Source organism: Xenorhabdus santafensis (genome assembly GCF_033949405.1).
Classification (GTDB): Bacteria; Pseudomonadota; Gammaproteobacteria; order Enterobacterales; family Enterobacteriaceae; genus Xenorhabdus; species Xenorhabdus santafensis.
The window spans coordinates 35,452-59,730 of sequence record NZ_VCDN01000043.1 but is presented as its reverse complement, the minus strand read 5'-3'; the positions used below and the strand labels follow the sequence as shown (position 1 = coordinate 59,730).

Sequence of the window (24,279 nt, the reverse complement as noted above, 5' to 3'; positions counted from 1 at the left end):
TTTATCCAAGACCTAACGCCCGTTTAACCGGCGCAAAACTTTTACGATGATGTTCCGTAGCACCCAGCAACGCTAATTTTTCCAGATGCAAGGCGGTAGGATAACCTTTATGTTTCGCGAAACCGTACTCAGGGAATTGTTTATCCAATTCTGCCATTTCTCTGTCACGCGTTACTTTAGCAAGGATAGAGGCGGCACTGATTTCAGCCACCAGACTATCCCCTTTCACCACAGCTTGTGCCGGCATTGCCAATGCAGGGCAACGGTTGCCATCAATCAGGACGAAATCAGGCACGATTGCCAAGCCTGCTACCGCACGCTGCATGGCAAGCATCGTTGCATGGAGGATATTGAGCTTATCTATCTCTTCTGGCTCGGCACGCCCAAGGCTCCAGCACAAGGCTTTTTCTTGAATTTCCAGATACAGCGCTTCACGGCGTTTTTCCGTGAGTTTTTTCGAATCCGTCAAGCCAGTAATGGGGTTAGCGGGATCCAAAATCACTGCCGCAGTAACAACAGCCCCAATTAAGGGGCCGCGTCCAACTTCATCAACACCAGCAATCAAATTTGCCTGAGGATAAACAAAATCCATTATCTTCTCGCTAATTCCAGAACGGCCTGTGCAGCCTGTTCATCAGCATCACAACGAATGCTTTCATGCAAATGCAGGAATGTTTTTTTCAGCATTTCTACCTCTTCCCCACCTTGTAAAAGAGGTAACAAAGCCTCTGATAACGCCTGAGGCTCGCATTCATCCTGCAATAATTCTTTGACTAACTCTTTGCCTGCCAGCAAGTTAGGCAAGGAAACATACGGTGTCTTCACCAGGCGTTTTGCCAGCCAGAATGTAAAAGGTTTCATTCTATAGCCCACCACCATTGGGCATTTAGCTAGCATACACTCCAGTGCAGCCGTACCGGATGCCAATAAAGCCGCATCACTGGCAATCATGGCATCACGGGCATTTCCATCCAATAGGTGAATTGGCAAGTCCGGAGCAATTTCATTTTTAATCCGCTGAAATTGTTCACGGCGCTTGGCATTCACTAAAGGAACCAATACGTGCAAATCAGGCAATTTCTTGCGTAGCTGCTGTACTGTTTTTAGAAAGTCAGCACTCAACATCTCCACTTCAGCATGACGGCTACCAGGCAACATCGCCAGACAATGGGCATTAAATGGAATGCCCAATCTTTCTCTGGCGGCTGCTTTGTCTGCTTGCAGAGGCATTGCATCGGCCATTGTGTGACCAATGAAGCGACATGGGACATTAAACCGCTCGTAGAACGCTTTTTCAAACGGCAAAAATGCCAGCACCAAATCCGTCGAGCGACCAATTTTAAACACGCGTTTCTGACGCCACGCCCATACTGATGGGCTAACGTAATGGATCGTTTTGATCCCACGCTGTTTAAGCTGACCCTCTAAAGTAATGTTGAAATCAGGGGCATCAATGCCGATAAATACATCCGGCTTCAATTCAGCAAAACGGGCCGTTAAATCTTTGCGTATTTTCAGCAAGCGGGGCAATCGCCCTAGAACTTCAACGATCCCCATTACTGCCAGTTCTTCCATCTCATACCAGGCTTCACAACCTTCCGCCTGCATAAGAGGACCAGCAACACCCACAAAGCGGGCATCCGGGATTTTTGCTTTCAATGCGCGAATCAGCCCTGCACCAAGAATGTCGCCAGATGTTTCTCCGGCAACCAAACCAATTGTCAGCGGCCGCTGATTGCTAACAGAAGAAATGGTAGTCAAAGGAGTATCCTTCATCTATACCCGTTGTATTTCATCTTGAAACCCATAGGGTATATACCCGTCGCCTTTCAAGTTGCCTCTTTGTTGGCTGCACTCATTCACCCCAGTCACATAGTTATCTATGCTCCTGGGGATTATGAGAGGCTCCTGCCTCTCACCGGAGGCCAGCCTTTGGCTGTTCAAATTCGTTCCCGACGAATTTGTCATTCCCTTGCCGCCGCGACGCATCTTGAAATCCATAGGGTATATCTAGCGAATAATGCCACGGTTGGATTTTGCTGAATTCGTCAGAAAATCGCTGAATACTTTCACATGCGGGTTGTTTTCCGCCTGAGCATTTATCTCTTGTCTGGCTTCTTCCAATGTCTTCCCACTGCGATAAAGCATCTTATAAGCATTGCGGATTGCATGCAGGGATTCTTTATCAAACCCACGACGCTTCAAGCCTTCAATGTTCAAGCCAAAAGGCGTGGCATGATTGCCCTGCGCAATAACATAAGGAGGTATGTCTTGAGCGACCCCCGAACAACCGCCAACCATAACATGGGAGCCGATTTGACAGAATTGGTGAATCGCAGTCATGCCACCGATAATCACGTAATCGCCCAGAATGACATGCCCACCCAATGTGCCATTGTTGGCAATGATACAGCGATCGCCAATAATGCAGTCATGGGCAATATGAGCGTTGATCATCAGCAGGTTGTCACTGCCAACTTTGGTTACACCACCACCCTGCACAGTGCCCCGATGGATGGAAACACTTTCGCGGATACGGTTGCGGTCACCAATTTCAACGCGGGTTGGTTCGCCTTGATATTTGAGATCTTGGTTCGCTTCGCCGATAGAAGCAAATTGATAAATTTCGTTATCGCGGCCAATCTTAGTGATTCCATTAACCACGATGTGGGATTTCAGTTCAGTCCCTTCACCAATTTCAACCTGAGAACCAATAAAACAAAATGGGCCAATGCGAACATTGGCTCCAATAACAGCACCTTCTTCCACAATGGAAGAAGGATGAATAATTGCACTCTGATCAATCATGGATTAAGCCCCGCGACGGCGTGCACACATCATTTCAGCTTCGCAAGCCACTTTTCCATCAACTTTAGCTACGCCTCTAAAACATGCAACACCGCGACGTTCTTTAAGGAATTCGACTTCCATTACCATCTGGTCACCAGGCAGAACAGGACGCTTAAAGCGAGCGCCATCAATACCTGCAAAGTAATATAATTCACCCGGTTCAAGTGTGCCGACGCTTTTGAATGCCAGTATTCCGGTAGCTTGAGCCATTGCTTCAAGGATTAACACGCCTGGGAAAATCGGTTTACCCGGGAAATGCCCCTGAAAGAATGGTTCATTGAAAGTTACATTCTTGACTGCGCGCAGAAATTTACCTTCCTCAAAATCTAAAACACGATCTACCAGTAAAAATGGGTAGCGGTGAGGCAGTAAATTTAAAATCTCTTCAATATGCAGAGTATGATTATCACTCATCTAAATACTCTTCCTGTCTATATAAGAATCATAATATTAACGACACGGCCTGCGCTAAACCCCAAATGCAGAGTTATCAAGCAGGCCGCAAAAATTAAAAACACAACCAAAATGCTAACTAAAAACGTTTAACCAAAATTGTCCGCTGATTACTCGCTTTTATTTTCTAGTTGACGTTCCAGTGATTTCAAGCGCTTACTCATCTCATTAATGTTCATGACTAAGGCTGCTGTTTTACGCCAGGTTTTGTTTGGTTGTAGTGGAATACCCGACGAATATACACCAGGCTCTGTGATTGGACGCATAACCATGCCCATACCCGTTACTGTTACTTTATCACAGATCTCCATATGCCCATTAATGACGCTTGCGCCACCAATCATACAATAACGACCAATCTTCAGGCTACCTGCCATAGTGACACCACCAGCTATTGCGGTGTTGTCGCCGATCGTTACATTGTGGGCAATTTGGCATTGATTGTCTATGATAACACCGTTACCGATAACAGTGTTATCCAGCGCACCGCGATCAATCGTTGTGCAAGCGCCAATTTCAACGCGGTCACCAATGATTACCGTACCCAACTGAGGTATTTTAATCCAATTGCCACGATTATTAGCATAACCAAAACCATCAGATCCTATAACAGTTCCTGATTGGATCAGACACGATTCACCAATTTCAACATTATGGTATACCGATACATTGGCCCACAGGCGGGTTCCATTACCAATCCGTGCATTCTTTCCAATAAAGCAACCCGCACCAATAACGGTATTATCGCCCAGTACTACACCTGATTCGATAACCGCATTAGCACCAATGGCCACATTTTTACCCAAAACGACATCGGGAGAAATGACTGCAGATGGATGAATGTCCTGCGCAGGCTGTGGAGTGGTATCCATGATTTGTGCCATGCGTGCGTAGGCGAGATAAGGGTCATTGACGACCAGTGCGGCAACCTTGCAATGAGGCAGGTCTTCTTCTCGCAATACAACAGCCGCAGCCTGACATTCAGCGAGTTTGTCAGTATAACGACTGTCAGATAAAAATGTAATTTGCTCGCTATTTGCTGAATACATTGGAGCAATGCCAGTGATGACGATATCGCCATCACCCTGCAATTGCGCATTCAACTGCTGAGCGAGGTCAGCCAATCGAATTGAAACCATCTACTATTTAACCTGTTTCAGTACTTCTGCTGTGATATCTTTACCAGATGCAGAGTACACAGCTGCATTTGCATCAAGTACAAGATCGTATCCTTCTTTACCAGCAACTACTTTAACAGCATCCTGAATGCGATTCAGAATTTTGTTACGCTCTTCCATCTGACGACGACGATTATCATTTTCGAAAGCCTGTGCTTTCTTAGCAAATTCATCACGTTTCGCCACAACGTCTTTTTCTAACTTTTCGCGTTCGCTGGCTTTCATAGTTGCACCATCACGCTGCAATTTCTGAATCTTAGTCTGTAAATCCGATTCCATGCGCTGTAATTCGGATGCACGACCTTTAAATTCGTTGTCCAACTGTTTTGCTACAGCTTCACGAGCTGGCAGTTGTTGGAAAACATCAGCAACGTTCACTAAAGCAATTTTATCTGCTGCCTGAACACCGGCAGAGAACGCTAATGCCATACCAAGACCCGCAGCACACAATACTTTTTTCACTATAAACTCCTTTGACCTACGCTATTTTACAGATTAAAAGACTCAAGGTAGCCCCATCTAATAATAGACAATGGGGCGTTTTTTTTACCAAAATGATGTTAAATTACCAAGTTCCGCCAGAAATATTGAACTGGAACTGCTCAGCTCTATCACCGGCGTATTCTTTAATTGGTTTCGCATAAGAGAAGGTAAGTGGCCCTATTGGTGACAACCATTGCAGCGCAATACCTGCCGAAACACGGATATTATTTGGTTTGCTGTAATCAGGCATCCCAGCGTAGTCAGTTTTATTCCAATTGGTATCCCACACCGTACCAGCATCTATGAAGAAAGAAGTCCGAACGGTATTGGCATATTTCGCATCAAGGAACGGAGTTGGTGTGATAAGTTCAAAGCTGGCCACCGCTACCGCATTACCACCCACAGCATCACGGGATGGGCTATTTGGCTCTGCTTTACCAGTCTTGTCTAAATAAATGGCTTTCGGACCGACGTTATTCGATTTAAAGCCACGAATGCTGCTGGAACCACCGGCATAGAAGTTTTCATAGAATGGCATCTCTTTACCACCCAAACCACCACCATAACCCAGGCGTGCACGCCCCGTCAGCACCCATGAATGGTCATCATTCAATGGATAATAACCAGCCGTATTCCAGGTCGTTTTATAGAATTGGTTGTTTGAGCCAGGTAAGGTAAATTTCGCATCCAATGATGTTCTTACGCCTGATGTCGGGAAGAAACCTCTATCGAGGTTGTTATATATCCATCCCAGCGTCACAGAGAAATCGTTGCTATCAAATTTCCCCTTGTCATCATAATTCTGTTTTTTACCCATTTTATTCAAATAACGCCACATCGCAGCCTGTGGCCGCATGTTAGACAAGGAGTTATGTATATAACTCAATCTCAACAACATGGAGTTATTTTCATTCAATGGGAAACCCATTGATCCTTCTGTACCATAAGCTTTGTTGGTATAGTTCGAAAGATCAGCATTATCAGCACGGAAGTCGTTATAAAATATCCGCCCACCCAAGCTAATGCCATCAACGGTAAAATAAGGGTTCTCTATAAAGATGTCCGTCGATTTTGAATAGTCGTTCTTAGTGGCATTTACTGATACTTTATTACCCGTTCCCAGCCAGTTATCCTGTTGGACACCAACTTGGAAACCCATGCCGCTTTCTGTACCAAAGCTGACACCAAAGTTCATGGAGCCCGTATTGCGCTCTTTAACTTTGTAGACCACATCGACCTGATCCGGGCTGCCCGATACACGTTCCGTAGCAACATCAACCGTTTCAAAATAGCCCAGTCGGTTTAAACGCTCTTTGCCTTGTTCAACTAAATCACTGCCCAGCCATGCGCCTTCCATTTGACGCATTTCACGACGCAATACCGTGTCTTTGCTGACATCGTTGCCCGAGAAGCGAATTTTACGCACATAGAAGCGGTTGCCGGCATCAACATTCACTTGCAGCTTAACCGTCTTGTCAGCATCATTGATTTCAGGTTGCGTCATTACACGCGGATAAGCATAACCATGACGACCGAGCAGATTTTTGATGCTGTTTTCCATTTTGGTTACTTCAGCACCGTTATACAGCGAACCCGGCTCAATTTTGGTCAGTTCTTCTATTTTCTGTTGATAACCAGCCAAATTACCGTTCAAATCAATACCTGCAATTTTGTATTGATCGCCTTCGGTGATGTTAACGGTTATATAGATGCCTTTTTTATCTGGCGTCAGGTTGACTTGGGTTGAATCAATATTGAAGCGAGCATAGCCTCGATCAAGATAAAAACTACGCAAAGTTTCAAGATCACCTGCCAGCTTTTGCTTCTGGTAATTTCGATCAGCTATTTTATTCCACCAAGGCACATTGTCCCTTAGCTGGAAATTATTAAGTAGTTCATTAGTAGAAAAGGCTTTATTACCAACAATATTGATTTGTTGGATTTCGGCAGAAACCCCTTCAGAGAAAACAAGTTTTAAGTCAACACGGTTGCGGGGCAGCGGAGTGACAACGGCTTTCACTGTCGCATTGTATTTACCAACACTGTAGTAAAAATCTTCCAGCCCTTTTTCCGTATTGGACAACATGGTGCGGTCAAGCGCTTCACCAACACGAACACGAGTGGCCTCTAAGTTCTGTTTGAGCATGTCATCTTTCACCGCCTTGTTACCGGAGAAAGTAATGTTAGCGATGGTTGGCCGTTCTTTTACTTGAACAACCAGTGAATTGCCATCACGTAAGACACGAACATCTTCAAAGTTTCCAGTCGCGAACAGTGCGTGAATCGTGCGACTGATGTCTTCATCGCTGACTGAATCACCTACGCGAACTGGCATGTTCAGTAATGCTGCACCAACGGTGACACGTTGAAGACCCTCAAAATGAATGTCCTGAACTACGAATCCGTCTGAACCGTATGCAGTGGCGCTGCCGAACAGCAGCGACGCTATGAGCAACTTTTTCATCGCCATCGTTGTTATGCGTTTTCCTAACCGGTCTCCCACCTTAAAAGCGGGAGAAATCATTGAAAAGTGCAAGCCCCATTAATAACATCAGCAACATAGCACCAATGCGATAACTGAAGTCTTGTACACGCTCGGAGACCGGCCTTCCCTTAATCTTTTCAATAGCAAGGAAAAGCAGGTGTCCACCATCTAGTACAGGTAATGGGAACAAATTAATGATCCCAAGATTGACACTAATCAGTGCCAAAAACATTAAATAATACACCAAGCCAAATTCAGCCGATACTCCGGCACCTTTGGCAATGGATATCGGGCCACTCAAGTTATTGAGCTTCACATCACCCACAATTAATTTGCCGAGCATACTGACCGTCAGCTTCATTAATTGCCACGTTTTATCTCCTGCCTCATAAATGGCAGAAAAAGGCCCGTACTGTTGGAGAGTTTTATATTCCTCCTCCAGTGGAATGACTTTAAGTTCAACGCCAGCAAAACCTTCCTCACGACCGCTGGATAACTTTCTAGCTTCGGGAGTCAGAGACAAGGTGATGATTCCCCCCGCCCTTGCAACGTCCAATTTTAGAGGAACATTCGGACTATTTCTGATAAAAGATGAAAAAGTGTGCCAGACATCTATATCCTGACCGTTGACTTTAACGATCCTGTCCCCGCTTTGTAAACCCGCTTTTTCAGCAGCTGAAGCTGGATAAACCTTCTCTATTTGCGAACTGCTCCGGGGCATAACTGGCATAATCCCCAGAGACAGCACCGCGTCCTGCCTGGATGGATCAAATTTCCACCCGCGCAAGTCCAGCGTCTTTTGTACTTGGTTCACCGAATCCAAAGGCGTGAGATCTATGGTCATAGATGCTTCACCCACTTTGCTTACCATGGCAAGACGTACCGCATTCCAATCAGGTGTTTCGATACCATTAACGGCTTTTAGTTCCATTCCGGGCAAAATATTTGCCTGAGCAGCGATTGAGTTGGGTTTAACATCCAGCACGACAGGGCGCACTGATGGCACGCCAATGATAAACACCAACCAATAAGCAATGACTGCCAGAATGAAGTTTGCTATTGGGCCAGCGCTGATCACTGCCGCACGCTGGCCAATAGTTTTGTTGTTGAATGCCATATGACGACGCTCAGGAGATACTTCTTCCACGCGCTCATCGAGCATTTTGACATACCCGCCAAGAGGGATAAGAGCGATAACGTATTCTGTTCCCTGTTTATCTGTACGGCGCCAAAGAGCTTTACCAAACCCGATGGAAAAGCGTTCAACATAAATGCCACATCGTCTGGCCACCCAAAAATGGCCAAATTCATGCACCGTAATAAGAACGCCTAAAGCAACAATAAATGCAGCCAGATTCCAGAGAATATCCATTACCTACCTTCAGAGAGAAAATCCAGAAGAAATTAACATTACCAACCCTGCAAATACAGGAATTGCCGCTGTTAAACTGTCAACCCTATCCATGACACCCCCATGCCCGGGAATCAACTGGCTACTATCTTTGACCCCAGCTTCCCGCTTGAACATGCTCTCTGTCAAATCACCAAACACCGAAGCAATAACCACAACCGTGGAAATCAGTAACAAATGTTCTGGCTTTGCCAGGGCAGGAGTAAACTGACTGAACAGCCATGAAACCAGAGCTGCCGTTAACAATCCCCCGAAAAGCCCTTCAAGCGTTTTACCGGGTGATACTTTCGGTGCCATTTTGTGTTTACCCATCGTTCTACCGAAAATATAGGCGCCAGAGTCAGCAGCCCACACCAGCAGCATCACATACAATAGCCACCATGAGCCATCATAGGTATTGTTTTCATAACCTAGGGTACGTAGCACCATCATTCCACAATAAAATGGCACAATGGTCAGAACCCCAAACAACAGGCGCAATACAAGGGATGATTTCCAGACAGAGGCAGAAGCCGGATAAGTAACTACCAATAAAATTGCAGCTACCCACCAAAGCATCCCAGCCCACAATAGATATACAATTTGTGGCTTTTCAATGAGATGAGAAAAATCCGACAAAGAGTATTGTAAGATCAATAATCCTACAGCAAATAACACAGCCAGCGTAATACGTTTAGCCTGAGTGAACAGACCGGCAAATTGCCCCCATTCCCATGCCGCAAGTGCGGAAACAGCAATGACAACCAGCCCAAACCCTGATGGAGGAAGGAAAAACAGTGCTGCAAGGACTAGAGGAATTAATATCAACGTAGTTAAAAGACGGTACTTCAGCAAGTTCTCCTCCTATGATCCCACTTCGGCATCGTCTGGTGTTGTTCCGCCAAAGCGGCGTTCTCGTTTGGCAAAGGCATTAATAGCACCTTCAAAAGCAGTTTCATCAAAATCAGGCCAAAGTATATCGGTAAAATACAATTCTGCATAAGCGATCTGCCATATCAGGAAATTACTGATACGATGCTCTCCCCCGGTTCTGATGACCAAATCGACTTCGGGCTGCTGGCTTAAATTGACAAAATTGCCAATTGTAGATTCAGTAATCTCTTCGGGAGCCAGTTCATTTGCCTTAATTTTTTCAGCAACTTGTTTCATGCTCTGAACTAGATCCCAACGACCACCATAGTTAGCGGCAATATTAAGCTGTAATCCTGTATTGCCCGCCGTTAATTCAACTGAACGGCGAATGCGCTCCTGCAATCGTGGGCTAAAACGACTAATATCACCAATAACAGACAATTTTACATTGTGCTTATGCAGGCTCTTCACTTCATTATCAAGTGCAAAAACAAACAGCTCCATCAACGAACTGACTTCCTGCTGTGGGCGATTCCAATTTTCACTGCTGAATGCGTATAGAGTCAGTGACTTAATGTTGTGTTTAACTGAAAAACTGACGGAACTCCGTACGGCCTTGATTCCTGCACGGTGGCCAGATACTCTTAATTTTCCACGTTTTTTAGCCCAACGGCCGTTACCATCCATAATAATGGCAACGTGTTGGGGGACTGTCGACAATGAGTCACTATCACTGGAAGATATCACTCAAAATAATCCTTAAATAACTAATATGCTGGGCTTGCAGTAAATTCAATCGCTTTCAAACACGAAAAAGCCGTGTCGCGTGTCAGTCATTACCACGGTTACCACGGCTAGTTCTGGTTCGACCTGAATGAAAGCCTTTATATCTGGTACACGCGAGAAAAATGCGAATTCCAACTAATTGAATTGGCTATTATAACAACTATAATTTACCGCCGAACTATATCATTTGCCAAAACGCAAACAAACATATACTTATTAATAAAATTCGCTATTTGGCAAAACTTCTGATGGTTTCTCTCGCGAAAATTCTGGCTGTGTTGTCGATTTCTAAGACCTCTTCAATGCTTTGAGGTTCAGATAAATTTAATTTTTCGACCACCAGACGGTTTATTACCGCGATATCTGTGAAACGGATTCCATCTTTCAAGAAAGCATCAACGCTTTCTTCATTTGCGGCATTCAAAGCGGTTGTCGCTGATTGACCTTCATGGCAAGCCTCAATGGCCAATTTCAGACACGGATAGCGCTGGTAATCCAGCTTTTCAAAGGTGAGCATGCTCAATTCAGTGAAATCCAGTGGTTTTGCGCCAGACTGAATACGATTGGGATAAGCCATCGCATAAGCTATCGGTGTGCACATGTCCTGTGTCCCCAATTGCGCGATGATACTGCCATCCTGATAACGAACCATTGAGTGAATAATTGACTGCGGGTGTAGCAACACTTCCATTTCATCAGCAGAGGCATTGAATAGGTAGCGGGCTTCAATGTACTCCAATCCCTTATTCATCATGGTTGCTGAATCAACTGAGATTTTACGCCCCATTGACCAAATAGGATGGGCGCACGCTTCATCCGGTGTCACCAAAGGCAATTTATCCAGGGGCGTGGTACGGAACGGGCCGCCTGATCCTGTCAGGATTACACTGGAAATGCCATGCTCCTGCAAATTCGCTTTGCCGAGATTATGCTGAATTTTTTCTGGCAGGCTTTGGAAAATGGCATTATGTTCACTATCGATTGGCAACAATTGCGCATCATACTGAGCAACAGCATTCATAAACAAACGGCCACTGGTAATCAGAGACTCTTTGTTCGCCAACAAAACCTGCTTGCCTTTGCGGATAGCTGCCAATGTTGGCAATAATCCCGCAACACCAACAATTGCAGACATTACCTGATCAACCTCTTCCAGAGCAGCCAAGTCACAAATTGCATCTTTGCCGAACAAAACTTCCGTTTTACTTCCCTGCTCCAGCAATAATTGACGCAGTATATTTGCTGAATGCTCATCGGCCATCGCGGCATATTGTGGGCAAAACTCCAGACACTGCTGTGCCATAACTTCTGCATTTTTCCCAGCGACGAGTGCCACTACACTGAATTTCTCTGGATTATTTCGGATAACAGAAAGCGTACTTTTCCCAATCGACCCTGTTGAGCCAAGAATAGTTAACCGTTTCATTTTTATACTCTGAATGTGCTACTGATATAAAATCACAATAGTTTGAGCGGTATAGATCGCTATGTCCATCGCTTGAGAAAGAAATGTGATACAAGGTGTAATATAAAAAATAATAGCAACGCCGCAGTTTTTGCGGCGTTGCTATTGATGAAGAAATTATGAAATGAAAATCAGAAGTCCATCAATTCAGTTTCTTTACTTCCCAACACTTCATCTATTTTCTTGATAAAGGTATCAGTCAATTTCTGAATGTCATCTTGTGAACGACGCTCTTCATCTTCACTGATTTCTTTATCTTTCAGCAGAGCTTTTACCTTATCGTTAGCATCACGACGGATGTTACGCACAGCTACGCGTCCCTGTTCCGCTTCGTTGCGAACAATTTTGATCAAATCTTTACGGCGCTCTTCTGTCAGTGGTGGCAATGGAACGCGGATGATGGTTCCGGCAGAAGATGGGTTCAGACCCAGATCAGATGCCATAATTGCTTTTTCAACTGCCGGAGTCATAGAGCGGTCAAATACAGTGATAGCTAACGTACGTGCATCTTCTGCAACCACGTTTGCAATCTGGCGCAGTGGAGTCGCAGAGCCATAATATTCAACGCTGATGCCATCCAACAGGCTAGGAGAAGCACGGCCTGTACGAACTTTGCTGATTTGGCTTTTCAGTGCTTCGACGCTTTTTTCCATGCGGTCTTGTGCGTCTTTTTTGATTTCATTAATCACGTTACAAACCCTTGGGAGATGGTTATTTTTTAGGCCACTTATACGTCAATAACAGAGACGCGCATCTAAAATCATTAAGTGGCCAGTGTCATTAAATTTGGCGCATCAGGCCGCTGATCATACCGTCAAACTTCACCGATGTCTCTGAGCTTAAATTCTAAAGATCAGTCTTTAGAAATCAGCGTACCTTCATTTTCACCCATCACAACGCGACGAAGTGCACCAGGTTTATTCATATTAAAGACACGAATTGGCAGGTTATGGTCGCGAGCCAGCGTAAAGGCAGCGAGATCCATCACTTTCAACTCACGTTCCAATACATCCTGATAAGTGAGCTTATCATAAAGAGTAGCGTCAGGATTTTTCACGGGATCAGCAGAGTAAACGCCATCAACTTTAGTTGCTTTTAATACAACATCCGCTTCAATTTCAATGCCACGCAAACATGCAGCGGAGTCTGTTGTAAAGAACGGGTTACCAGTACCCGCAGAGAAAATAACAACGCGACCGTGACGCAGTAAGCTGATTGCCTCAGCCCAGCTATAATTGTCACAAACGCCATTTAGTGGGATGGCAGACATCAAACGAGCGTTCACATAGGCGCGGTGTAAAGCATCACGCATAGCCAGACCGTTCATCACAGTCGCCAACATGCCCATGTGATCGCCTACTACACGGTTCATTCCTGCTTCGGCCAAGCCGGCACCACGAAACAGGTTGCCTCCTCCAATAACGACACCGACCTGAATACCCAACTCAACCAGTTCTTTGATTTCCTGAGCCATGCGGTCTAAGACGCTGGCGTCGATACCAAAACCTTCTGCGCCTTGCAGGGCTTCTCCACTGAGCTTAAGCAGGATTCTCTGATATACGGGTTTTGCATTGGTTGCCATGGTGTTCAGTCCTAAGCAAATAAGGATATTGGGGATTTATCTAATTACTATACCTTTGTCTTCCAAGTTACCGCGTTGCTGGCTGCGCTTATTCACCGGAGGCCAGTCTTGGACTGGGCAAACTCGTTTCTGACAAATTTGTCATTCCCGCCGCCGCGATGCCGCTTGAAATTCATGGGGTATAAATATCCACGCTACGCAACATCGACGATACGCAGCACAGATGTAAAAATTCATCATGAAATAAAACAGAACCGCCAATCGGCGGCTCCGTTTAAGAAAATTAAGACTGCTTGCTCATTGCAGCAACTTCTGCCGCGAAATCAGCTTCAACTTTCTCGATACCTTCACCTACTTCGAAGCGGATGAAGTTGATCACTTTAGCATTTTTCTCTTTCAGCAGATCGCCAACAGATTTGCTTGGATCCATAACGAAATTCTGACCAGTCAGAGAGATTTCGCCAGTGAATTTGTTCATGCGACCAGAAACCATTTTCTCAGCGATTTCGCGAGGTTTGCCGGACTGCATTGCGATTTCCATCTGGATCTGATGCTCACGCTCAACAACTTCAGCAGGAACGTCAGTTGGGTTCACGTATTCTGGCTTGCTTGCAGCAACGTGCATTGCAACGTGTTTGATCAGCTCTTCGCTTGCGCCTTCAGCGGCAACCAGAACACCGATACGTGCGCCGTGCAGGTAAGAACCTACAGCTTCGCCTTCCAGGATTTCAACACGACGGATGTTGATGTTTTCACCGATTTTTGCAACCAGTTCAGTACGCTGTTCTTCGAACTTAGCTTTCAGAGCATCGATGTCAGCGTTTTTGTCAGCCATAACGGAAGCGATAACTTCTTTACCGAACGCCAGGAAGCCGGAGTCTTTAGCAACGAAGTCAGTTTCACAGTTCAGTTCAACGATACCTGCGAATTTAGCGTCAGCCGCAACTTCAACCAGGATCACACCTTCAGCAGCAACGCGACCTGCTTTCTTAGCCGCTTTTGCCTGACCTGATTTACGCATGTTATCGATAGCCAGCTCGATATCACCATTTGCTTCAACCAGTGCTTTTTTACATTCCATCATGCCTGCGCCAGTACGCTCACGCAGTTCTTTTACCAGAGCAGCGGTAATGTCAGCCATTTGTTTTATTCCTCGATGTGTCTCGCGGGAAGATAATATTCCGCGTGGAAAGTTCTATATCAGATAATAGTTCTATATCAGATAGCTAAAGGGGGCCATAACAGGCCCCCTAACCAATATATTTCAATACCTGGTCAATAAGGGCTCAAAAATGAGCATGCCTTATTATTCAGCGTCTACAAGACCTTCTTCAGCCTGAACAGCCAGATCTTGAGAACGACCTTCACGAACAGCAGTAGCTGCTGCGCTCAGATACAGTTTTACTGCACGGATTGCGTCGTCGTTACCAGGGATGATGAAGTCAACGCCGTCTGGATCAGAGTTGGTATCAACGATAGCGAATACTGGGATACCCAGGTTGTTTGCTTCTTTGATAGCGATGTGCTCGTGCTCTGCATCGATAACAAACAGAGCATCAGGCAGGCCGCCCATGTCTTTGATACCGCCCAGGCTGTTTTCCAGTTTGCTAAGCTCACGAGTACGCATCAGCGCTTCTTTTTTGGTCAGCTTGTCAAAGGTACCGTCCTGAGATTGAACTTCCAGTTCTTTCAGACGTTTGATTGACTGACGAACTGTTTTCCAGTTAGTCAGCATACCACCTAACCAACGGTGGTTAACGAAATACTGGTCACAGCTCAGAGCTGCTTCTTTTACTGCTTCGCTTGCAGCACGCTTGGTGCCAACAAACAGGATTTTGCCTTTACGGGAAGCAATTTTGTTCAGTTCTGCCAATGCACCGTTGAACATTGGAACAGTTTTTTCCAAGTTGATGATATGAACTTTGTTACGAGCACCAAAGATGAAAGGTTTCATTTTTGGGTTCCAGTAACGAGTCTGGTGACCGAAGTGAACGCCCGCTTGCAGCATATCGCGCATGGAAACAGTTGCCATTTTAGACCTCTATAAAGTTAATTGGGGTTGTGCCTCCACAGATCCCATAACACCGACTCTTTGGCTGCTGACTATTCATAGACCTAAAGGCATGAACTAGCCGCATGAGAGCACCCCGGTGTATGTGCCGATCTGTGTGTGTTATTTACACATAATGAGTTTTATTTGGCATCCGGGAAATTGCATCACGTTCGAAACAATTACACAGAATACCGGCGCGCTTTATACCATAAACTGCCACTATACTCCAACATTTGTTACAGCTTTTACTCGTCTGGCAGCCGACGGTTATTGGCAGACATCCGGTGGGCTGATACCATTACCGACAACATTTTTCCTTCGTTAATATCAATTAGTCGGTAACTTTCCGACTTAAGTGGAACCATTTCATGGCAATTTCTATCAAAACAGAAGAAGACATCCAGAAAATGCGTGTTGCCGGTCGTCTGGCAGCCGAAGTTCTGGAAATGATTGAACCCCACGTTAAGGCAGGCATCACCACAGGTGAACTGGATCGCATCTGCCATGAACATATTACTGAAAAACAACAAGCCATCTCCGCTTGCTTGGGTTATCACGGTTTTCCTAAATCGGTGTGCATCTCCGTCAATGACGTGATTTGCCACGGTATTCCAAGTGATGACAAGGTGTTAAAAGAAGGTGATATCGTCAATATCGACGTCACTGTCATCAAAGATGAATTCCACGGTGATACCTCCAAGATGTTCATTGTCGGTAAACCCACCATTCAAGGTGAGCGTCTTTGCCGCGTAACACAGGAAAGCCTGTATCTGGCGCTGAAAATGGTTAAGCCGGGCATCCGTCTGCGTGCTATCGGTAAAGCGATCCAGCAATTTGTAGAAGGCCATGATTATTCTGTTGTCCGTGAATACTGCGGTCATGGAATCGGCAGAGTCTTCCACGAAGAGCCACATGTTCTGCATTATGATGCAGATGACGGTGGCGTGATTCTGCAAAAGGGTATGGCATTTACGATTGAACCAATGGTCAACGCAGGTGATTTCCGCATCCGTACCATGAAAGATGGCTGGACAGTCAAAACTAAAGATCGTGGTTGGTCTGCACAGTATGAGCACACGATTGTCGTTACCGATAATGGCTGTGAAATCATGACATGGCGCAAGGAAGAAGAAGCGTCTATCTCAGCGGTATTGGTTAACGAGTAATTACCGTTCAATATAGCTTGCTTGCTCTATATATGTATTTTTTCTAATCAATGAAGCGCCTGCCCAGCCGCAGTCGCTTCATTCTCCCCCTGTTGCCAATAATCCCTGTTCATCTCACCATTTTCTCAGTAATCTGGTCATCATGCTTCGTTCGCTCATGAGCTTTCTTATTATGGGTCTCTGTATATGCCAGCCAATATCTCCTTAACACAAGCGCCTGTACCTCCTCTTTCCCCGGCGGAGTTTTCCCACGATGATCTTCAATTTTCAGCCTTGAAACCGCATATTGATGAATTTCAGTTATGGCTGGAACAAGCATTCAAGGCGGGAATTTCACCTGACGCCCTAATTCATGCCCGCAGTGATTATATTGACAAGCTGCTAAGTCGATTATGGCAGGCGAAAGGATTTGAACAGATAACCTCCCTCACCCTGATAGCTGTTGGAGGTTACGGGCGCCGTGAATTGCACCCTCTCTCGGATATTGATTTGCTTATTCTGAGCGAACATGCATTGACCGACGAACAATCAGCATGTATTGGAAAATTAATTGCCCTGCTCTGGGATATCCGTCTGGAAGTGGGCCACAGTGTAAGAACATTCGATGAGTGTCTGGATAAAGGGCTATCGGATCTGACTATCGCCACCAATCTGATTGAATCTCGTTTGATTTGTGGTGATTTAGCGCTATTTCTCCGGTTGCAGAAGCATATTTTCAGTGATGATTTCTGGCCTTCCGCCCAGTTTTTTAATGCAAAACTTAGCGAACAGCGGGAACGCCACCAGCGTTACCACAGCACCAGCTACAACCTTGAGCCTGATATAAAAAGCAGCCCGGGCGGATTACGTGATATCCATACCTTGCTTTGGGTTGCCCGCCGCCATTTTGGCGCAACGTCACTGAATGAGATGGTTGCTTTTGGCTTCTTGAAAGAGGAAGAGCGTAACGAGCTGAACGAATGCCAGAGTTTTCTCTGGCGCATCCGTTTTGCTCTTCACCTGACTGTTAACCGTTATGATAACCGCCTGCTATTTGAAAACCAGTTCAATGTCGCTCAACTGCTTGGCTATGAGGGAGAACGCAACCAGCCTGTTGAGCTGATGATGAAAGATTTTTATCGCATGACACGCCGTGTCAGTGAGCTGAATAACATGCTGCTGCAATTGTTCGATGAAGCGATCCTGGCACTGCAACCCAATGAAAAGCCGCGCCCCTTGAATGCAGAATTCCAATTGAGGGGAGATCTCATTGATTTAATTGATGAAACACTATTCAGCCGTGAACCCACTTCCATATTGAAAATGTTTTATCACATGGCCGAACATCGCGAAATCAAAGGGATTTATTCCACAACATTGCGTCAGCTTCGCTATGCCCGCAGAAACCTGACAACCCCTTTGTGTGAGTTACCGGAAGCCCGGCAGATTTTCATGGATATCCTGCGCCATCCCCATGCGGTCAGTGGTGCCCTGCTTCCAATGCATCGCCATAGCGTGCTGGGGGCTTATATGGCGCCTTGGAGCAATATCGTAGGCCAGATGCAGTTTGATCTCTTTCATGTTTACACTGTTGATGAACACACGATACGAGTGCTGCTCAAGCTGGAAAGTTTCGCCGATGAAAACAATCGCGTGATCCACCCCTTGTGTGTTGAGCTTTATCCCCGGCTTCCCCAACTCGAACTGTTGCGTTTGGCTGCTTTTTTCCATGATATTGCCAAAGGGCGCAATGGCGATCATTCCGAACTGGGCGCTAAAGATGCCTTTACATTCGCGCTACAGCATGGTTTGACGACCAGAGAGGCAGAATTAGTCGAATGGCTGGTGCGTGATCATCTGTTGATGTCAGTGACCGCACAGCGGCGGGACATTCAAGATCCTGATGTTATCCAGCAATTTGCTGGCATCGTTAAAAATCAAACACGACTGAATTATTTAATTTGCCTGACAGTTGCAGATATTTGTGCCACCAATGCCAAACTCTGGAATAGCTGGAAGCAAAGCCTGATACGGGAACTTTTCTTTGCTACTGAAGCGCAATTGCGCCAAGGTATTCAGAATCCACCGGATTTACGGGAGCGTATCCGCAATAATCGCCTACAGGCGCTGGCCTTGCTGCGGCAGAAAAATATCAGCGAACAACAACTGCACAATATCTGGAGCCGTTGCCATGCGGACTATTTTCTGCGCCATACCCCCGATCAATTGGCGTGGCATGCCTGTCATTTAGCCCACCATGTCTCTTCAGAGCCCATGGTATTGATAAGCACCGCATTTTCCCACGGGGGTACAGAGATTTTCATTTGGTGCCAAGACCGCCCTTCGCTTTTTGCTGCCGTCGCCGGTGAGCTGGACAGGCGCAATCTTAGTGTCCATGATGCCCAGATCTTTACCAGCCGTGACGGAATGGCGATGGATACCTTTGTGGTATTGGAGCCAAACGGCCACCCACTGGCACTTGATCGCCACGAACCTATCCGTCAAGCTTTACTGGAAGTTGTCAACAATCCCCATCCCAAGGCACCAAGAGCGCGTTGCTTGCCGACTAAGTTGCGCCATTTTAACGTACCCACCAACGTTAAATTTCTACCGACACAAAATCCCCGCCGTACCTATATGGAGTTGGTTGCGTTGGATCAGCCCGGATTACTGGCTAGAGTAGGCAATATTTTTGCTGAACTGGGTGTTTATCTGCATGGTGCCCGAATTACTACCATTGGGGAACGTGTCGAAGATTTTTTTGTTCTGGCAGATAAAGATCAAAACGCATTACATAAAAAAATCAGGGATGAACTATCAGAAAGGTTGACAGAAGCCCTCAACACACGGGATAAACTATAGCAAGACTTTCGACTTAACAGACATTAGGAACAGCATACCTATGCAGCAATTACAAGCCACTATCGAAAATGCATTTGAAAACCGCGTAAACATTACGCCAACTACAGTGAATGACGTGACCCGTGATGCCATTAATCAAGTCATCCAAATGCTGGACAACGGCAAACTGCGTGTCGCGGAAAAGATCGACGGGCAATGGGTTACCCACCAGTGGTTGAAAAAAGCGGTATTGCTCTCTTTCCGTATCAATGACAACCAAGTGATGGAAGGGGCTGAAAGCCGCTATTTCGACAAAGTGCCTATGAAGTTTGCTGATTATGATCAGGCTCGTTTCGAAAAAGAAGGGTTCCGCGTTGTGCCTCCTGCGGCTGTCCGTCAGGGTGCTTACATTGCCCGCAATACGGTATTAATGCCATCTTATGTGAACCTGGGTGCCTATGTGGATGAAGGTTCAATGGTCGATACTTGGGCCACAGTTGGTTCCTGTGCACAAATCGGCAAAAATGTTCACCTGTCTGGCGGCGTTGGCATTGGTGGCGTACTGGAGCCATTACAGGCCAACCCAACCATCATTGAAGACAACTGCTTTATCGGCGCGCGTTCCGAGATAGTAGAAGGCGTTATTGTGGAAGAAGGCTCCGTCATTTCCATGGGTGTTTATATCGGCCAAAGCACTAAAATTTACGATCGCGAAACAGGTGAAATCCATTACGGCCGCGTTCCTGCTGGCTCTGTTGTGGTATCCGGCAACCTTCCTTCGAAAGATGGCAGCTACAGCCTGTACTGTGCCGTTATCGTGAAAAAAGTTGATGCCAAAACCCGTGGCAAGGTGGGTATCAATGAACTGTTGAGAAATATTGACTAATTTCTCTACACACAAGCTACCTTGCACTGGGTAGCTTGTCACCACTCCCCTATAAGTTATTCATTCCTCACGCTGGATCATTAACCAATTGACTTTTAACGATGACGAAATGGATAATAAATCCACTACTTTTTTGGCTTTTTCCATTTAATTTAGGTGACTAGGTGACGCGCTATGTACGATAACTTGAAAAGTTTAGGGATCACACATCCAGAAGATATTGATCGCTATAGCCTCCGTCAGGAAGCAAATAACGATATTCTTAAGATTTATTTCCGCAAGGATAAAGGCGAGTTCTTCGCTAAAAGCGTTAAGTTTAAGTATCCACGTCAATTGAAAACCATTTCTGACGATAACTCAGGGCAAGGCTACAAAGAAGTCAAAGAGATCAACACCAACCTGCGTTACGTGATTGAAGAGCTGGATCAGATTTGCAAACGTGATCAGATTGAAGTGGATCTGAAACATAAGATCCTTGATGATTTGCGCCACCTCGAGCATGTTGTTGCCAATAAGATTGCAGAAATCGAGGCAGATCTGGAAAAACTGACGCGTAAATAATCAAGGCACATAAGTAATCATGCCTGCTGTACCATTACACCGCTTATCCTCAAGAATATTTGTATGAAATTAAGGCGTAAGCGGTGCGATGATGATGGAGAAACGCCTATAGCAAACGTCCCCACTCTTCAATCCAACTGCGGGCAAAAGTTTCAGGTTCAACCACATCAATGGCATCAATAAACAGCACATCACCGATTCGTTTGGCGCTCTGTTCTTGTAACAGATCATCAAATGCACGCCCACCACCACAGAACGTGTCATAGCTGCTGTCACCCAACGCAATCAAGCCATAATGTAATTCATTCTGATAACCCAGATTATCCCTAATCGCGGTATAAAGTGGGTGGATGTTGTCCGGCAAATCGCCTTGCCCAGTCGTTGAAGTAACGACTAAAACAGTCTGTTGTTGGTATTTCTGCCATTGCTCTAAGGTTCCATCTTCATAGATTTCAACCTCATGTCCCTGTTGCTCAAGGATCTGTTGCGCTTCTTCTGCGACTGCCAACGCGTTGCCATAAACTGTACCAACGAAAATACCAATTTTTGCCATAGATATGATCTCTTTAATCGGTTTGATACTGCCTTCGTTATTACCCGCCGCTTTTCAAATTGCCGCTATAGTGGCTGCGTTCGTTCCCTTACGGTCGCGACTCAACTTGAAACTCAGTGGATATATGAGTTGTTAAACACTCCAGCTCAGGCACTATACCCTGCCAACCAAATTGCTCAAGCAAATGCTGCCACGATGGCTCCCAGCGGGCAGTCAAAAGAAGTTCTTTTCCTGTAACGGGATGCTTGAACTGAAGATGACTGGCATGCAGCATTAATCTTCCTGTCTGATAATATTTAGCAACTCCTCGGTTTTGTCGCAAGTCACCATGTGTGGTATCCCCTATGATGGGATGCCGAATATGAGCCATATGCCGCCGTAGCTGATGTTTACGACCTGTTTTAGGTTTCAGTTCCAACAAACTGAAACGCGATGTTGGGTAACGCCCTATTTCAACCGGGCACTCAACTTTAGCCAAAGAACGGTAGTGCGTAGTCGCAGGTTGTGCTTCTCGGTCAGTATCCGCAAACTTATCTGCTATCTTGTCCAACTGTTCCATCAAGGCGTAGTCGATAATATCATCACCTTCAACATAACCCCGCACAATTGCGTGATACGTTTTTTGTATGTCATGGAATTCAAATTGTTGTGAAAGCGTTCTGGCTACTTCACTTGAAAGTGCCATTAATAAAACGCCGGACGTCGGTCTATCCAAGCGATGAACAGGAAAAACATGTTGCCCGATTTGATCACGCAGTGTCTGCATGACAAAAACGGTTTCATGGCGAGCAAGCCAACTGCGGTGAACCAGCATTCCCGCAGGTTTATTAACCGCAACAATATGTTCATCCTGATAAATAATTTCCAGCATATCAAGCACCCTGCGTAAACAGGCTATCTAATGCCCTCAGCAATTCCAGCAAAGGCAAATAACGCTCTATTTCCTCTTTAAAAACTTCTTCAAAGTACGGGGCGATAGAAAATGCTGTCGGCAATTGGCCTTTCTGTTCTATCAGCGCACGCATTCTTGGGATTAACACCCATTGGAGCCACTCACCAGCCGACATCGTATCAATGGAGAAAGGCTCTGTGCTTTCAAAGGCCTCTGGTTTAGGGGGGTAATTTTGCCATATACCTGCCGTTTTCATGGCAGATTCAATTAGCTGTAATTTATGTAGAACTTGTTTTTCGATACTCATGATGCTTCGTCTGATGTTTATCTGTTGTTCAGATGGCTGAAACTGCCACTGAAATGAGTCATTAGAAGGTAAGAGTATCATTGATGTGATTCCAGCGGAAAATTTGCTGCAAGATCGAATGGAGTAAAAAAAGAGGAGAGATAAAAATCTCTCCTCTTATATTGGTGTCATAGCAATCCGGCTAAATTGGGTGCATCCTGCTCATTCCCTGACAAAAGTACGTCCGTGCCTGTTATCCGTTACTTGATTATTATATTGATCATTTTTAGCGTCCTGCCTGTACCTAACCATCCTTGAACCATCTTCCCGATGGAATTATTCCCTGGTTATTGCTTTGCTGTGATTCCTTGCGGAACAGTAAAATTTTCTAATATTCGGATTGTTGATACAAGAAACTGAATTTGAATAGTTAGCCATATAATAATAGGGGATATTATGTAAAATAAGCTCATCCTATTGATATACAATGCAAATAATATCAACTATAAATATTCACCCTGTGATTAAGAGAGATATCTCACGCTACGTGTAAGATATCTCTTACAAAAAAACAGACCAATATCTGCAACTGGCTGCTGATTGTTAAGATTGCGGGGACAAGAATAAGGGGGTGAGGGCTGAGAGAAAACTGGCCAGATCTTCAGATAGGACCGTCCGTTCTTGGCTGCCAAATTGTTCAAGGATTACCTGTCCTGTTAGATTACAAACAGAAATTAGCCCCATTTCAGAATCTGTTGTGCCAATAAATACCGTGGGTGGAAGCTTTAAACGTTTTTGCGTAACCAAATGACCAATCAGGTTTTCCTGCAACCGAATAAAATCATCCTCACTCCATACTTGGATTAAACTCAGCTCCTGCCCTTCAAAACTGGCAACCATATCCCCGGCAAACTGCGCCACATAGAAATCATGGATAGAATCCTGTAACTGAATTTCCAGTGCGGTTTCTACCTTACCCAAGCGTTCTTGAGCGGAAAATTTTTGCGGAAGCCAATGCACCACACCATCGCCTGTACGTTCAATGCAAGGGGAAGGTATACCATACAAATCGGCACTGGCCGGAGGAAAACCCGTTTTCTGCTGCCACAATTCAACATAGCGCCGGGTAAAATCAGAGAGAGTCTCTGTCACATTCAAAGTCATATGGTTATATCTTCCATCGTTATTTTACAGTACATATACTTGCCATCTCACTTATTCTTATCTGTTTTTTGGCAAAATAACAACTAAGACATCATATTGCCACGTTATGAAAAATCGTCTGATATAGTTTTTGCCTCCTGAATATCTGTATTTTATTCCAATAAACTCTAAATAATTATTACGCTCATTTCCAAACAAAATACTATAAATCACCAGCATGATTATTTATTTATTATTCAAACAAATAAAAAGAGAAATAGACAATTACCGATATTGAATAACATCGAAAAAAAACGATTATTCACGTGCCATCAGGCTAACATTCCACACATTGGCCTTCGCGTTAAAAATTT

At 45.2% G+C, this 24,279-nt stretch carries 24 protein-coding genes; 4 read left to right on the top strand and 20 right to left on the bottom strand.

The genetic code is table 11. The features are described 5' to 3' along the window. Position 1: 1 nt before the first annotated feature. The 16 genes from rnhB to rpsB all read right to left on the bottom strand — a co-directional run bounded on the left by rnhB (position 2) and on the right by rpsB (position 15,577). Positions 2 to 592 (bottom strand): ribonuclease HII, encoded by a 591-nt coding sequence (rnhB, locus tag FE392_RS11265; RefSeq protein ID WP_319930322.1) that lies wholly within the window; start codon positions 590 to 592, stop codon positions 2 to 4. Beyond that, positions 592 to 1,776, bottom strand: coding sequence for a lipid-A-disaccharide synthase (lpxB, locus tag FE392_RS11260; RefSeq protein WP_319930321.1), 1,185 nt, complete (start codon positions 1,774 to 1,776; stop codon positions 592 to 594). Before lpxB ends, rnhB begins: the two co-directional genes overlap by 1 nt. Continuing rightward, complete coding sequence (locus FE392_RS11255) at positions 1,777 to 2,001, bottom strand: hypothetical protein (protein WP_319930320.1); 225 nt, start codon at positions 1,999 to 2,001, stop codon at positions 1,777 to 1,779. Positions 2,002 to 2,010: 9 nt separating this feature from the next. Beyond that, the gene (gene lpxA, locus FE392_RS11250; RefSeq protein WP_319930319.1) at positions 2,011 to 2,808 is read right to left on the bottom strand and encodes an acyl-ACP--UDP-N-acetylglucosamine O-acyltransferase; all 798 of its coding nucleotides are present in this window, start codon (positions 2,806 to 2,808) and stop codon (positions 2,011 to 2,013) included. A gap of 3 nt (positions 2,809 to 2,811) precedes the next feature. After that, a complete protein-coding gene (gene fabZ / locus FE392_RS11245) occupies positions 2,812 to 3,264 on the bottom strand; it encodes a 3-hydroxyacyl-ACP dehydratase FabZ (RefSeq protein WP_092513314.1) in 453 nt (150 codons plus the stop codon). A gap of 149 nt (positions 3,265 to 3,413) precedes the next feature. Beyond that, on the bottom strand, positions 3,414 to 4,442 hold the full coding sequence (gene lpxD / locus FE392_RS11240) for a UDP-3-O-(3-hydroxymyristoyl)glucosamine N-acyltransferase (protein ID WP_319930318.1): 1,029 nt from the start codon (positions 4,440 to 4,442) through the stop codon (positions 3,414 to 3,416). Between the two features lie 3 nt (positions 4,443 to 4,445). Beyond that, the gene (gene skp, locus FE392_RS11235; protein WP_319930317.1) at positions 4,446 to 4,943 is read right to left on the bottom strand and encodes a molecular chaperone Skp; all 498 of its coding nucleotides are present in this window, start codon (positions 4,941 to 4,943) and stop codon (positions 4,446 to 4,448) included. A 103-nt stretch (positions 4,944 to 5,046) separates the two neighbouring features. After that, the gene (gene bamA, locus FE392_RS11230; protein WP_319930316.1) at positions 5,047 to 7,434 is read right to left on the bottom strand and encodes an outer membrane protein assembly factor BamA; all 2,388 of its coding nucleotides are present in this window, start codon (positions 7,432 to 7,434) and stop codon (positions 5,047 to 5,049) included. A gap of 34 nt (positions 7,435 to 7,468) precedes the next feature. Then, complete coding sequence (gene rseP, locus FE392_RS11225) at positions 7,469 to 8,821, bottom strand: sigma E protease regulator RseP (RefSeq protein ID WP_319930315.1); 1,353 nt, start codon at positions 8,819 to 8,821, stop codon at positions 7,469 to 7,471. Between the two features lie 9 nt (positions 8,822 to 8,830). Then, positions 8,831 to 9,694 carry a phosphatidate cytidylyltransferase gene (gene cdsA, locus FE392_RS11220; RefSeq protein ID WP_319930313.1) on the bottom strand — a complete coding sequence of 288 codons (864 nt, stop codon included), beginning with the start codon at positions 9,692 to 9,694 and terminating at the stop codon, positions 8,831 to 8,833. 9 nt (positions 9,695 to 9,703) lie between these two features. Continuing rightward, positions 9,704 to 10,399, bottom strand: coding sequence for a polyprenyl diphosphate synthase (uppS, locus tag FE392_RS11215; protein ID WP_439153482.1), 696 nt, complete (start codon positions 10,397 to 10,399; stop codon positions 9,704 to 9,706). A 328-nt stretch (positions 10,400 to 10,727) separates the two neighbouring features. Next, positions 10,728 to 11,924: a 1-deoxy-D-xylulose-5-phosphate reductoisomerase gene (ispC, locus tag FE392_RS11210; protein ID WP_319930312.1), complete on the bottom strand. Its 1,197-nt coding sequence runs from the start codon at positions 11,922 to 11,924 to the stop codon at positions 10,728 to 10,730. Between the two features lie 170 nt (positions 11,925 to 12,094). Continuing rightward, on the bottom strand, positions 12,095 to 12,652 hold the full coding sequence (frr, locus tag FE392_RS11205) for a ribosome recycling factor (protein ID WP_319930311.1): 558 nt from the start codon (positions 12,650 to 12,652) through the stop codon (positions 12,095 to 12,097). 164 nt (positions 12,653 to 12,816) lie between these two features. Continuing rightward, on the bottom strand, positions 12,817 to 13,545 hold the full coding sequence (gene pyrH, locus FE392_RS11200; protein ID WP_319930310.1) for a UMP kinase: 729 nt from the start codon (positions 13,543 to 13,545) through the stop codon (positions 12,817 to 12,819). A 283-nt stretch (positions 13,546 to 13,828) separates the two neighbouring features. After that, the gene (gene tsf / locus FE392_RS11195) at positions 13,829 to 14,686 is read right to left on the bottom strand and encodes a translation elongation factor Ts (RefSeq protein WP_319930309.1); all 858 of its coding nucleotides are present in this window, start codon (positions 14,684 to 14,686) and stop codon (positions 13,829 to 13,831) included. 165 nt (positions 14,687 to 14,851) lie between these two features. Then, positions 14,852 to 15,577, bottom strand: a complete 726-nt coding sequence (gene rpsB / locus FE392_RS11190; RefSeq protein WP_319930308.1) for a 30S ribosomal protein S2 — start codon at positions 15,575 to 15,577, stop codon at positions 14,852 to 14,854. A 389-nt stretch (positions 15,578 to 15,966) separates the two neighbouring features. On the opposite strand from rpsB, the gene map reads away from it, so the two are divergent. The 4 genes from map (at position 15,967) to FE392_RS11170 (ending at position 21,031) form a co-directional block, all read left to right on the top strand. Beyond that, positions 15,967 to 16,764 (top strand): type I methionyl aminopeptidase, encoded by a 798-nt coding sequence (gene map, locus FE392_RS11185; RefSeq protein ID WP_319930307.1) that lies wholly within the window; start codon positions 15,967 to 15,969, stop codon positions 16,762 to 16,764. A 186-nt stretch (positions 16,765 to 16,950) separates the two neighbouring features. Further along, positions 16,951 to 19,605, top strand: coding sequence for a bifunctional uridylyltransferase/uridylyl-removing protein GlnD (gene glnD, locus FE392_RS11180; RefSeq protein ID WP_319930306.1), 2,655 nt, complete (start codon positions 16,951 to 16,953; stop codon positions 19,603 to 19,605). Between the two features lie 40 nt (positions 19,606 to 19,645). Continuing rightward, positions 19,646 to 20,470, top strand: coding sequence for a 2,3,4,5-tetrahydropyridine-2,6-dicarboxylate N-succinyltransferase (gene dapD / locus FE392_RS11175; protein ID WP_319930305.1), 825 nt, complete (start codon positions 19,646 to 19,648; stop codon positions 20,468 to 20,470). A 174-nt stretch (positions 20,471 to 20,644) separates the two neighbouring features. After that, positions 20,645 to 21,031: a DUF3461 family protein gene (locus tag FE392_RS11170; protein ID WP_092513285.1), complete on the top strand. Its 387-nt coding sequence runs from the start codon at positions 20,645 to 20,647 to the stop codon at positions 21,029 to 21,031. A 106-nt stretch (positions 21,032 to 21,137) separates the two neighbouring features. Here FE392_RS11170 and FE392_RS11165 read toward each other — a convergent pair whose 3' ends face one another. The 4 genes from FE392_RS11165 to syd form a co-directional block, all read right to left on the bottom strand. Continuing rightward, positions 21,138 to 21,584 carry a flavodoxin gene (locus tag FE392_RS11165; protein WP_319930304.1) on the bottom strand — a complete coding sequence of 149 codons (447 nt, stop codon included), beginning with the start codon at positions 21,582 to 21,584 and terminating at the stop codon, positions 21,138 to 21,140. An 88-nt stretch (positions 21,585 to 21,672) separates the two neighbouring features. Further along, positions 21,673 to 22,455: a tRNA pseudouridine(65) synthase TruC gene (gene truC / locus FE392_RS11160; RefSeq protein ID WP_319930303.1), complete on the bottom strand. Its 783-nt coding sequence runs from the start codon at positions 22,453 to 22,455 to the stop codon at positions 21,673 to 21,675. 1 nt (position 22,456) lies between these two features. After that, the gene (locus tag FE392_RS11155) at positions 22,457 to 22,783 is read right to left on the bottom strand and encodes a YqcC family protein (RefSeq protein ID WP_319930302.1); all 327 of its coding nucleotides are present in this window, start codon (positions 22,781 to 22,783) and stop codon (positions 22,457 to 22,459) included. 582 nt (positions 22,784 to 23,365) lie between these two features. After that, positions 23,366 to 23,926 (bottom strand): SecY-interacting protein, encoded by a 561-nt coding sequence (gene syd / locus FE392_RS11150; protein ID WP_319930301.1) that lies wholly within the window; start codon positions 23,924 to 23,926, stop codon positions 23,366 to 23,368. Positions 23,927 to 24,279 lie beyond the last annotated feature (353 nt).